Source organism: Burkholderia sp. Se-20378 (assembly GCF_017104665.1).
Taxonomy (GTDB): domain Bacteria; phylum Pseudomonadota; class Gammaproteobacteria; order Burkholderiales; family Burkholderiaceae; genus Burkholderia; species Burkholderia lata.
The window spans coordinates 1-11,191 of record NZ_JAAGPG010000271.1 but is presented as its reverse complement, the minus strand read 5'-3'; the positions used below and the strand labels follow the sequence as shown (position 1 = coordinate 11,191).

Annotated in this window: 13 protein-coding genes and 1 pseudogene; 3 read left to right on the top strand and 11 right to left on the bottom strand. The window is 66.6% G+C overall.

The genetic code is table 11. The features are described 5' to 3' along the window. A pseudogene (locus tag G3N93_RS24475) lies at nt 1-1,219 on the top strand (hypothetical protein); the annotation flags it as partial. On the opposite strand, the gene G3N93_RS24470 reads toward G3N93_RS24475, so the two are convergent. Then, nucleotides 1,199-1,741, bottom strand: coding sequence for a peptidylprolyl isomerase (locus G3N93_RS24470; RefSeq protein ID WP_027786990.1), 543 nt, complete (start codon nt 1,739-1,741; stop codon nt 1,199-1,201). The pseudogene G3N93_RS24475 and the gene G3N93_RS24470 sit on opposite strands and share 21 nt — an antisense overlap. 32 nt (nt 1,742-1,773) lie before the next feature. Here G3N93_RS24470 and G3N93_RS24465 point away from each other — a divergent pair, with 32 nt between their 5' ends. Together G3N93_RS24465 and G3N93_RS42270 are read left to right on the top strand one after the other, a co-directional pair. Continuing rightward, nucleotides 1,774-2,994, top strand: coding sequence for a cupin domain-containing protein (locus G3N93_RS24465; protein ID WP_174986983.1), 1,221 nt, complete (start codon nt 1,774-1,776; stop codon nt 2,992-2,994). A gap of 56 nt (nt 2,995-3,050) precedes the next feature. Then, complete coding sequence (locus G3N93_RS42270) at nt 3,051-3,296, top strand: hypothetical protein (protein ID WP_075122947.1); 246 nt, start codon at nt 3,051-3,053, stop codon at nt 3,294-3,296. On the opposite strand, the gene G3N93_RS24460 is transcribed toward G3N93_RS42270, so the two are convergent. From G3N93_RS24460 to G3N93_RS24415, 10 genes are all read right to left on the bottom strand, one after another. Next, complete coding sequence (locus tag G3N93_RS24460) at nt 3,297-3,575, bottom strand: hypothetical protein (RefSeq protein WP_206122517.1); 279 nt, start codon at nt 3,573-3,575, stop codon at nt 3,297-3,299. A gap of 27 nt (nt 3,576-3,602) precedes the next feature. Further along, a complete protein-coding gene (locus G3N93_RS24455; protein WP_206122516.1) occupies nt 3,603-4,379 on the bottom strand; it encodes an MBL fold metallo-hydrolase in 777 nt (258 codons plus the stop codon). Between the two features lie 4 nt (nt 4,380-4,383). Continuing rightward, nucleotides 4,384-5,529 carry an outer membrane protein assembly factor BamC gene (bamC, locus tag G3N93_RS24450; RefSeq protein ID WP_174941896.1) on the bottom strand — a complete coding sequence of 382 codons (1,146 nt, stop codon included), beginning with the start codon at nt 5,527-5,529 and terminating at the stop codon, nt 4,384-4,386. A gap of 111 nt (nt 5,530-5,640) precedes the next feature. Further along, nucleotides 5,641-6,546 carry a 4-hydroxy-tetrahydrodipicolinate synthase gene (dapA, locus tag G3N93_RS24445; RefSeq protein WP_089445923.1) on the bottom strand — a complete coding sequence of 302 codons (906 nt, stop codon included), beginning with the start codon at nt 6,544-6,546 and terminating at the stop codon, nt 5,641-5,643. 48 nt (nt 6,547-6,594) lie between these two features. Further along, complete coding sequence (locus tag G3N93_RS24440) at nt 6,595-7,197, bottom strand: bifunctional 2-polyprenyl-6-hydroxyphenol methylase/3-demethylubiquinol 3-O-methyltransferase UbiG (RefSeq protein WP_206122515.1); 603 nt, start codon at nt 7,195-7,197, stop codon at nt 6,595-6,597. 8 nt (nt 7,198-7,205) lie between these two features. Beyond that, nucleotides 7,206-8,408 (bottom strand): tryptophan--tRNA ligase, encoded by a 1,203-nt coding sequence (locus tag G3N93_RS24435; protein WP_011352534.1) that lies wholly within the window; start codon nt 8,406-8,408, stop codon nt 7,206-7,208. Nucleotides 8,409-8,416: 8 nt separating this feature from the next. Beyond that, nucleotides 8,417-9,079, bottom strand: a complete 663-nt coding sequence (locus G3N93_RS24430; RefSeq protein WP_174943336.1) for a site-2 protease family protein — start codon at nt 9,077-9,079, stop codon at nt 8,417-8,419. A 49-nt stretch (nt 9,080-9,128) separates the two neighbouring features. Further along, nucleotides 9,129-9,761, bottom strand: coding sequence for an L-threonylcarbamoyladenylate synthase (locus tag G3N93_RS24425; RefSeq protein WP_206134142.1), 633 nt, complete (start codon nt 9,759-9,761; stop codon nt 9,129-9,131). A gap of 73 nt (nt 9,762-9,834) precedes the next feature. Further along, the gene (locus G3N93_RS24420) at nt 9,835-10,665 is read right to left on the bottom strand and encodes a 3',5'-nucleoside bisphosphate phosphatase (protein WP_041493101.1); all 831 of its coding nucleotides are present in this window, start codon (nt 10,663-10,665) and stop codon (nt 9,835-9,837) included. An 81-nt stretch (nt 10,666-10,746) separates the two neighbouring features. After that, nucleotides 10,747-11,191 (bottom strand): alpha/beta fold hydrolase (locus tag G3N93_RS24415; protein WP_374196510.1); only part of this gene is annotated, 445 nt, incomplete at its 5' end.

The window sequence follows — 11,191 nt, the reverse complement described above, 5'->3', positions numbered from 1 at the left end:
GCCGCGCTCGTCGCAGCCGTGCTGGCGCTCGCGCAGGCTACCGCGCTGGCCGCGCCGCCGAAGCGCAGCACCACGCCCTACTCGTTCGCGGTCATGTCGGGTGTGATCAACGCCCCTGCGGACGAACCGGCCGCCCAGCGGCTGCTCGATGCGATCGCGCGCGAGCGCAACCTCGCGTTCGTCGTCTATGCGGGCGATCTCAAGGGTTCGAAGGAAGCGTGCCGCGATGCGCTGTATGCGCAGCGCGGCGCGATCCTGGATGCGGCACGCGTGCCGCTCGTATTCATTCCCGGCCACGACGACTGGGTCACGTGCAACACCGCGGCCGGCGGCGGCTACGATCCGGTCGAGCGGCTCGACTTCCTGCGGCAGACGCTGCTCGCCGATTCGGCGCTGCCCGACCCCGGCGCCCTGCAGATCACGCGGGAAAGCGAAGTCGCACGGTTCCGGCCGTATCGGGAAAACGCCCGCTGGATGCGCGACGACATCGTCTACGTCGCGCTCAACGCGCCGGCGCCGAACAACCACTACCTGACGGCCGGCGGCCGCAACGGCGAATTCGAGGACCGCATCATCGCGAACGGTTTCTGGATCGACCACGCGGCCGAATATGCGAAGCGGCGCGAGGCACGCGCGATGGTGGTGATGTTCGAAGGCGATCCGCAGTTCGAACGCTATGAACGCGCGGAACGCTTCGCATGGCTGCGTTTCAACCGGCCGCGCGTGCGCGACGGCTTCCGTGAGTTGAAACGAACGCTGGTGAAGGCGGCGGCGACGTTCCGCGGCCCGATACTCGTGATGCACGCGAGCGGCGAACCGCTTGCGAGCGGCTTTCTGATCGACCGTCCGCTGCGAGCAGACGACGGTGAACTGGTAGGAAACGTGACGCGGGTCGCGATCGGACCGCGCCATCCGACGAATCAGTGGGTCAAGGTGAGCGTATCACCTTCACGGCAGACGATCTTCAACGTGAGCCTGCAGGAGGTGCCGAAGAACCTGCCCGTGCCGCCCGCGCTGCCGCTCGTGCCGCGCGACGATGTGCCACTGCCACAGATGCCGGAAATCCCTGCGTTGCCGGCGCTGCCCGACTCGTCGTCGGTCGCGCCGCCATTGCAGGGTGACAGCGCCGCACCGGGCGGCGCGTCGTGGCCGGCGTCGGCCCCTTCATCGGGGCCGGCACCCGGCCTGCACTGCGAGCTCAGTGCAGGGTACGCCCTGACGGTGCTTCGCCGTCTTCGTCTTCGTCCTCGTCGACGATCTCGAGCCCTTCCGCACCATGTGCGTGCTCATGCTCGATTTCGTCTTCGGTGGCTTCGCGAACGTCCTTCACGGTGAGCGCGAAACGCAGCGCCATGCCTGCCAGCGGGTGGTTGCCGTCGAGCACGACCTTGTCTTCGGCGATGTCGGTGACCGTGTAGATCAGCGAGTCGACTTCCTCGTCGCCGTCTTCCGGCGTGCCTTCGAACTGCATGCCCACTTCGAGCGGCTCGGGGAAACGATCGCGCGGCTCGATCTTCACGAGTTCGGGATCGTAGTCGCCGAATGCGTCCTGCGGCTCGAGCTGAACCTGCGCCTCGTAGCCCGGCTCATGGCCGTCGAGCTGTTCCTCGATCTTGGGGAACGTGCCATCATAGCCGCCGTGCAGATAAACCATCGGCTCGTCGCTTTCCTCGATCAGATTGCCCTGTGCATCCGACAGCTTGTAAGTGACCGACACGACGGTGTTTTTTGCGATTTTCATCCAATTCTCCCAAATACAAGTCTCATTATACGATGCGCAACCGGTCTCAAGCCGAACCGCGGGATGCCGCTGCCGCCCCGTTCGGCGCGCCGCCTTCCGATCTTCCCACACCGCTGCTCGGCGGTCTTACGCCGGCGCAATTCATGCGCGGCTACTGGCAGAAGAAGCCGCTCCTGATCCGCCAGGCGATCCCCGGCGTCGCGTCACCAGTCTCGCGCGACGCGCTGTTCGAGCTCGCAGCGGACTATGACGCGGAATCGCGACTGATCACCCATTTTCGTAACAAGTGGCAACTTGAGCACGGCCCGTTCGAGCCCGGCTCGCTGCCGGCCGTCACGCGCAAGGCCTGGACCCTGCTCGTGCAGGGGCTCGACCTGCACGTCGATGCCGCGCGCGCGCTGCTCGACCGCTTCCGCTTCATTCCCGACGCGCGTCTGGACGACCTGATGATCTCCTATGCGACGGACGGCGGCGGCGTCGGCCCGCACTTCGACTCATACGACGTATTCCTGCTGCAGGTCGAAGGCCGGCGCCGCTGGCGCGTCGGTGCGCAGAAGGATCTGTCGCTGCAGCCGGACGTACCGCTGAAGATCCTCGAAAACTTCGAGCCGAGCGACGAATGGGTGCTGGAACCCGGCGACATGCTCTACCTGCCGCCGCACATCGCGCACGACGGCGTCGCCGAAGGCGAATGCATGACCTGCTCGATCGGCTTCCGGGCCCCGTCCGCCGGCGAGCTGGGCGCCCAGTTCCTGTACTATCTCGCGGAGCGTGGCGGCCTGCGCGACGGGGGCGGCGACGACCTTTACCGCGATCCGAAGCAGCCGGCCGTCGACACGCCCGCGCAGCTGCCTCCGGCGATGGTCGAGCGCGTGGCCGAGATCGTGGACGCGATCCGCTGGCGCAAGCGGGACGTCGCCGAGTTCCTCGGCTGCTACCTGAGCGAGCCCAAACCGAACGTCGTTTTCGACCCGCCCGCGCGTCCGCTGTCCGAGGCCGCGTTCGTCGCGCAAGCGTCACGTCGTGGCGTGTGTCTCGACAGAAGGGCCGCATTGATGTATAACGCGCGCTCGTACTTCATTAATGGTGAAGAAGGACCGCTCGAGCAAGCCAGCGAATGGCTGCCCGAACTGGCCAATCAACGCCAGATGGAGGCGAAACGGTTTGTAACACTATCCCGGGCTCCCTCCATGACAGCCTTATTGCACGAGTGGTATCGTGCGGGCTGGATACGGGTCGGAAACCGGAATTAGTGTGAGTCGCCCCGTATGCCCGTACGGATCAAATTCTGTATGGGAAAGACAACGTATTGACCCCGCATTTGTCGACGGTCGATAGGAAAGTGCATATAATTTCCGCCCAAGCCGTAGGGAAGATTCACGCTCTAGAAGTGCATCTCCACCAGCGGCCCAGGTCGGTGTTGGAGCACATTACCGGTATTGTTTCGCGCTGTTGCTTACCTTTAACCATAAAAGGACGTGATCATGAAGAAATCCCTCCTCGTAGCTTCCCTGTTGGCTGCTGTTGCACTGGCTGCTTGCAACAAGAGCGCTGATCAAGCTGCTTCGTCGGCTGCAAGCGACGCGGCTGCTGCTGCTTCGACGGCTGCTTCGGCAGTTGCTGGTGCTGCGAGCGACGCTTCGGCTGCTGCTTCGTCGGCAACGGCTGCTGCGAGCGACGCTGCTGCTGCAGTGGCGTCGGCTGCTTCGGCAGCGACGGCTGCTCCGGCTTCGGGCGCAAGCCAGTAAGCCTCAGCGTCAGCTGAAAAAAAACCGGCCTGAGGGCCGGTTTTTTTACGTCTGTCGTTTTCGCGCCTGTCGCGCGGCAGTCGCACCGGGCCGCCGCAGCGGCCCTGCCCCGCTCATCCGAGCGCCAGCCAGTCGAAGCCCGCTTCCTGCGTGGCCACGACCACTTCCTCCCCGCTCGTCCCCAGTACGCCGCCAAACGCCTGGCGGACCAGTTCCGGCAGGTTGTTCTGCTGGCTCAGGTGCGCCGCGACCAGGTGCTGGAGGCGGCTGCGTTCAAGCGACGCGAGGATGTCTGCCGCGGCGTCATTGCTCAGGTGGCCGTGGTTGCCGCCGATACGCGCCTTCAGCGACTGCGGATAGCGGCTCGAGGCCAGCATCGCGGTGTCGTGGTTGGATTCGAGCACCAGCGCGTCGCAGCCGCTCAGGACGGTCGTGATGTGCGGCGTGGCCATCCCGACGTCCGTCAGCACGCCGAGCCGGCTGGCGCCGTCCATAAAGACGAACTGGAGCGGTTCACGCGCGTCGTGAGGGACCGTATAGGGCATCACCGCCAGATCGCGTATCGCGGCCGTCTCGTCGCCCCACAGCACGTGGAGATCGACATCGGCCTCGTCGGCGCCGACCGCGCGCGCGGTGCCCCAGCTCATGTAGAGCGGCAGCGATCCGCGCCGGGCGAGCGTCAGCGCACTGCCGACGTGGTCGCTGTGTTCGTGGGTGATGAGGATCGCATCGAGATCGCCGATGCAGAGATTCAGTCGGCCGAGCCGGCGCTCGACCTCCTTGGCGGAAAAGCCGCAGTCGAGCAGCACGCGGGTGGTCGTCGTGCCGCTCGAGGCCTCGACGACCAGCGCGTTGCCTTCGCTGCCGCTTCCGAGGCTGGAGAATCGCACGCGCTCAGTTCAGCTGCGCGTGGAGCAGCGAAATGATCCGCTGCGCGTCCGACGAGTTGTCGACCTGGCCGTTTGCGCCGACCACCGCAACCTGCGTGCTGCCATTGCCCTGTGCGCGCACGTTGACCAGGAATTCCTTGCCCGGCTTCGCGGCCGACGGGCCGCCGTAGAACAGCTTGCCGAACAGGCCGTCGCGCTTGAGTTCTTCCATCGTGTTCGCATAGCGCACGGTGTACACACCCTTCTCGCGATCGCGATTGTCGACCGCGAAGTTGGTGCGGTCGAGCGCCAGGCCCACACGCAGCCATGCGCGGTCGAACGACTCGGCCAGTTGCAGCGTCGCCCCGCCGCTGCTCGTGTCGCTGACCTGCGTCGGCGCCGTCGCGGGATGTGCATCGGTCAGCAGTTGCTTCGCCTGCGCATCGGTCAGGCCGAACTTCTGCATCAGCTTCGACAGGAATACGGCTTCGAGCACCGGGTTGCGCGGACGCTCTTCCCAGCGCGACGACGTGCCGCCCTGCGGGCCGACCATCATTTCTTCCATCGCGCTGTGCGTGATCGAGATGTCGGTGTTGCCGTCCGACGTACGGTTCACGAGCGTACGGAAGCGGTCGCGCGTGCCGGACGAGTACGCGAAATCGATGACCTTGCCGATCGTGCGGCGGAACCAGTCGTCGGGAATGTTCGCGCGGTTTTCAGCCCAGTCGGTGGCCATGATGCCCGTCGACGGCGCGTCGGTCTTCAGCGAGAAGCCGTTCTCCTGCCAGAACTCCTTCAGGATCGGCCACAGCTGCTCGGGCGTGCGGCCATCGACGACGAGCCAGCGGCGGTCGCCGTCGCGCTCGATGTGCATGCCCAGCGGATCCTGCGCGCTCGGGATGCCGTCGGTCGCATTGCCAGCCTGCGTCGTGACCCGCGGCGGCAGCGTGCCGAGGCCGGCGTTGCTCGGCGGCGCAACGAACTGCTGCGTCGTCGGCACCGGCTTCAGGTCGCTCGGCACGGCGAGCGGCGGCGCCGAACCGGTGTTCTTGTAGTTGACCCGGTCAGGGGCCAGGTAGTCGTTCAGCGTATCGCAGCCGGCGAGCGCGCCCAGCGCCAGCGCCACCACCGACATCTGGATGGCGCGAGAGGAAAAGGCGAAACGTTTCATGAAATCCTTCGTCTTGCTAGAACGCTCGTCAGGAGCGGCGCCGGACGGAGCCGGCCGGTGCGGGTTGATCAGGGTTCGAGCCGGCGGCCGCAGGACGCGGCCGCCTCGGCATCAGGCGAGGACGCCGGCCTCGACGAGGGCCGAACGCACGGCTTCGTGGCAGCGCTCGTCGAGCGCCGTGAGCGGCAGCCGGATGCCGCCCTGCATCTTGCCCATCGCCTGCAGCGCCCACTTCACCGGAATCGGGTTCGCCTCGATGAACAGGTTCTTGTGCAGCGACAGCAGCTTCATATGCAGCGCGCGAGCCGTCTGTACGTCGCCGGCCAGCGCCGCGCGGCACAGATCGCTCATCGCACGCGGTGCGACGTTCGCCGTCACCGAGATGTTGCCGTGGCCGCCCAGCAGCATCAGCGCGATCGCAGTCGGATCGTCGCCGCTGTAGATCGCGAAATGCTTCGGCGCGGCCTTGATCAGGTGCGCGGCGCGATCGATGTTGCCGGTCGCTTCCTTCACGCCGATGATGCCCGGCACGTCCGCGAGGCGCAGCGTCGTCTCGTTCGCCATGTCGGCGACCGTGCGACCCGGCACGTTGTACAGGATCACCGGGAGATCGACCGCTTCGGCGATCGTCTTGAAGTGACGGTACATGCCTTCCTGCGTCGGCTTGTTGTAGTACGGCACGACCTGCAGCGTCGCGTCCGCGCCGACAGCCTTCGCGTGCTTCGTCAGCTCGATCGCCTCGGCGGTCGAGTTGCCGCCCGCGCCCGCGATGATCGGGATGCGTTTCGCCGCATGCTCGACCGCCGTGCGGATCATCAGGATGTGCTCTTCGACGTTGAGCGTTGCCGACTCGCCGCTCGTACCGACCACGACGAGCGCATCGGTGCCTTCCGCGATATGCCAGTCGATCAGTTTGCGAAACGCCGGCAGGTCGAGACTGCCGTCTTCGAGCATCGGGGTGACGATCGCGGGGATGCTGCCGCGGATTTGAATGCCGTCTTGGGTGCCGTTAGCCATGAAACGCGATTGAGAGTATGTACCGGTAAACGTTGAGATTGTAGCGGATTAGCCGGGCAGTTCGTAACGTGGAATTCCCGCCCCCGCCTTCGGGGTCGCGCCCTCGCGCACTGCGCAGAGACGCTGGACGAACGCCTCGCGCGGCGCGGCGACGAACCCGTCCTCGTACGCGACCACCCGCAGGCGGCCGTGCACGGCGTCCAGCAGCTCGCCCGGGGCGAGCAGGAACGCGGGGTTGGACGGCTTCCCGACCGTTTCGTTTCCTTGCGCGAAGGTTTCGTAGATGAGCACGCCACCCGGCGCCACCGCATCGAGCAGATGGGGCCAGAGCGGACGATGCAGATAATTCGTGACGATCACGGCCGAGAACCGCTCGCCGTCCGGCAGCGGCCACGGCGCGCCTTCGAGATCGGCGGCGCGGGCATCGACGCCCGGCATCGCACGCAATGCGGCCAGTGCAGCCGGGTCGCGGTCGAGTGCGACGACCGGATGCCCGCGCGACGCGAACCAGCGCGCATGGCGGCCGCCGCCCGCAGCGACATCCAGCACCGCGCCGCCTGGCGGCACGAGCCGCGACCATTGCGCGACCCAGCGCGACGGCTCGGCCTGGGCGACGTGGCCGCCCGCGGCGGTCATGACGGATGCGTTCATGCGGTCGATCAGTTGTACGACAGGCCCATCGCGTCGCGCACGTCGCGCATCGTTTCCGTCGCGTACTTGCGCGCCTTGTCGCAACCGTCCGCGACGATCGCGCGCAGCAGCGACGGATCGTCCATGTACTTCTGCGCACGCTCGAGCATCGGCTGCTGTTCGCGCAGGATGCCTTCGACGACCGGCTGCTTGCAGTCGAGGCAGCCGATGCCCGCCGAGCGGCAGCCCTTCTGCACCCAGTCGTGCGTTGCTTCGTCGGTATAGACCTGGTGCAGCTGCCACACCGGGCACTTGTCGGGATCGCCCGGATCGGTGCGGCGCACGCGCGCGGGATCGGTCGGCATCGTGCGGACCTTCTTCGTGATCGTCTCGGCGTCTTCACGCAGGCCGATCGTGTTGCCGTACGACTTGGACATCTTCTGCCCGTCGAGGCCCGGCATCCGCGATGCTTCGGTCAGGAGCGCCTGCGGCTCGACCAGGATGATCTTGCGCGCACCTTCGAGATAGCCGAACAGGCGCTCGCGGTCGCTCATCGACAGGCTCTGCGATTCCTGCAGCATCGCGCGCGCCTGTTCGAGCGCCTCGTCGTCGCCCTCCTGCTGATACGCATTGCGCAGCTCGTGATAGAGCTTCGCACGCTTGCCGCCGAGCTTCTTCGCGGCATCGAGCGCCTTCTCCTCGAAGCCCGGCTCGCGGCCGTACAGGTAGTTGAAGCGGCGTGCGATCTCGCGCGTCATCTCGACGTGCGGCACCTGGTCTTCACCGACCGGCACGAGCGAACCGCGATACAGCAGGATGTCGGCCGCCATCAGCACCGGGTAGCCGAGGAAGCCGTAGGTCGACAGGTCCTTGTCCTTCAGCTTCTCCATCTGCTCCTTGTAGGTCGGCACGCGTTCGAGCCAGCCGAGCGGCGTGCTCATGCCGAGCAGCAGCGCGAGTTCGGCATGCTCGGGCACCTTGCTCTGGATGAACAGCGTGGCCTGCGCCGGATCGATGCCGGAGGCGAGCCAGTCGATCAGCACGTCCCACACGTTCTTCTCGATGACCTCGGGAGTCTCGTAGTGCGTCGTCAGCGCATGCCAGTCGACGACGCAGAAGAAGCACGGGTACTCGGACTGCAGCTTCACCCAGTTTTTCAGCACGCCGTGGTAGTGACCGAGGTGCAGCGACCCGGTAGGTCGCATGCCGGAGAAAATACGTTCAGGGAACATGATTGTCGTTAGAGAAGCGAGGCGAATGGGGACAGGATGGCGCTCAGGACGGCATAGCCGACGTTGACGAGCGGGCGCAGCCAGAAGTTCGTCAGCACGCCCGTCATGACCAGCACGAGGACGATGATGAAACCGTACGGCTCGATCCGCGACAGCGCGATCGATTGTTTCGTCGGCAGCAGCGCCGCCAGGATGCGACCGCCGTCGAGCGGCGGCAGCGGAAACAGGTTCAGCACGCCGAGCACGAGGTTCGCGCTGACGCCGGCAAACGCCATCCGCGTGAAGAACGGCTCGTCGATGCCGACGGCGGGCAGCACAAGGGTCACCAGGCCCCAGATCAGCGCCTGCACGAAGTTGCAGGCCGGGCCCGCGAGCGAGACCCACAGGCTGCCCCAGCGCGGATTGCGCAGGTTGCCGAACGATACCGGCACCGGCTTCGCATAGCCGAACAGGAACGCGCCGCCCGTCAGGAAATACATCGCGAGCGGGATCGCGATCGTGCCGAGCGGATCGATGTGGCGCATCGGATTGAACGACACGCGCCCCATCACGTAGGCGGTGTTGTCGCCGAGCAGGCGCGCGGCGTAGCCGTGCGCGGCCTCGTGCAACGTGATCGCGAAGATCACGGGCAGCGCGTAGACGGCGATGGTCTGTATCAGGGAAGCATCCATATCGCGTTATTGTAACAAGCGCACTCGCGCAAAAAATGGAACGGCGCGCTTACGCCGCCGAGAGCCCGAACGGTTCGAGCGCGCCGCGCCCCGCACGCACGAGCTCGGGTTCTTCGCCGGTCAGGTCGATCACCGTCGACGGTTCGCGCGAGCATGCGCCGCCGTCGATCACGAGGTCGACCTGTTTCTCGAGCCGTTCGCGGATTTCTTCGGGATCGTTGAGCGGCTCGTCGTCCGGCGGCAGGATCAGCGTCGTGCCGAGCAGCGGCTGGCCGAGCGATTCCAGCAACGCGAGCGTAATCGCGTGATCGGGCACGCGCAGCCCGATCGTCTTGCGCGACGGGTGCGACAGCCGGCGCGGCACTTCCTTCGTGGCCTGCAGGATGAAGACGTACGGGCCCGGCGTCACCGACTTGATCTGCCGGTACTGGCGGTTGTCGACCATCGCGAAGTTGGCGAGCTCCGACAGGTCGCGCACGAGCAGCGACAGGTGCTGCCTCTCGTCGAGGCCGCGAATCCGGCGCACGCGTTCGACCGCGTCCTTGTCGTCGAGATGGCACGCGAGCGCATAGCTCGAATCGGTCGGCATCGCGATCACGCCGCCCTTGCTGACGATTTCCACGGCCTGCTTGATCAGGCGCGGCTGCGGATTATCCGGGTGAATCCTGAAGAACTGGGACATGGGGGGACTTAAAGGGGGAGAAGTCGGATGCGCGCGGCCGGCAGCAACGCGGACGGCAGGCCGCCGCCCGGTGTCAGAGCCAGCGCTCCCAGACCGGTGTCAGGTCGGGCGGCAACGGCGGCAGGCTGCCGAGCTCGACACGGCCCTCGCCTGGCGCATGGAAATCCGAGCCGCGCGACGCTTCGAAACCGAAGCGGCGTGCGACGTCCGCGTATTCGCGGTACTGGTCGGGGGTGTGGCTGCCCGTGACGACCTCGATCGCGCGGCCGCCCAGATCGATGAACTCGCCGAAGAACGCGTCGAATTCGACGGGCGTATAGCGGTAACGGCCCGGATGCGCGACCACGGCTTCGCCGCCGGCCGCCCGAATCCACGCGACGGCGTCGGGCAGCGTCGCCCAGCGGTGCGGGACGAACCCGGGCTTGCCGTCGCCGAGCATGCGATCGAACACATCGGACGTCGACGTGGCGTGACCGTTCTCGACGAGAAAGCGGGCGAAGTGCGTGCGCGAGATCAGGTCGGGATTCGACACGTACTTCAGCGCGCCTTCGTACGCACCGGGAATGCCGAGCGTGGCGAGCTGCTCGCCGATCGCCACCGCGCGCGCCGCGCGGCCGTGACGCGTGCGGTACAGGCCGTCGACGAGCACCTGGTTCGCGGGATCGACATTCAGGCCGACGATGTGCACGGTGCGCGACGCCCACGTAACCGAAATCTCGACGCCGCTCAGGTAGCGCATGCCGAGCGCTTCCGCTTCGCTGCGCGCCGCTGCCTGGCCGCCGATCTCGTCGTGGTCGGTCAGCGCCCACAGGGTCACGCCGCCGGCATGGGCGCGGCGCGCGACGTCGGCAGGCGACAGCAACCCGTCGGAAACATTCGAATGGCAGTGGAGATCAGCGTTCATTGTCGGCATGGCAGGTAAGGCTTCATTCTACTGCAACGCGGCAATGCGCCGCCCGCCTGCCCCGCCGCTGCCGCCGCGCGCTTACGCGCAGAACGCCTCGATCAGCGCCGCGATCTGCTCGGGCTGGTCGTGATGCACCATGTGGCCGGCATCCTCGACGAGCTTCTCGCGCCAGTCGGGGAACGCATTGAAACGCGCCTTGAATTCCGGCAGCGGGATGTCGCCGGCGATGTGCGCCAGCGTCGGCGAATTGACGGCCTCGACGTGCAGCACCTTCGCACGCACCTGCGTCCAGGTGGCCATCACTTCGTCGAGCCGGTACAGCTGCGGCCCCGGCATCTTGTGCGCCGGGTCGGCCAGCAGGTGGTACTGGCCGTCGTCGCCGCGCTTCGACCAGTGCGCGGCGAGGAACGCCGCACGGCGCGGGTCGAGCCGCGGATTGGTCTTGGTCAGGCGCGCCGCGACGTCGTCGAGTGACGCGTAAGGGCGCAGCGCGGGCGGTTCGCGCAGCTCGTCCAGCCAGCCA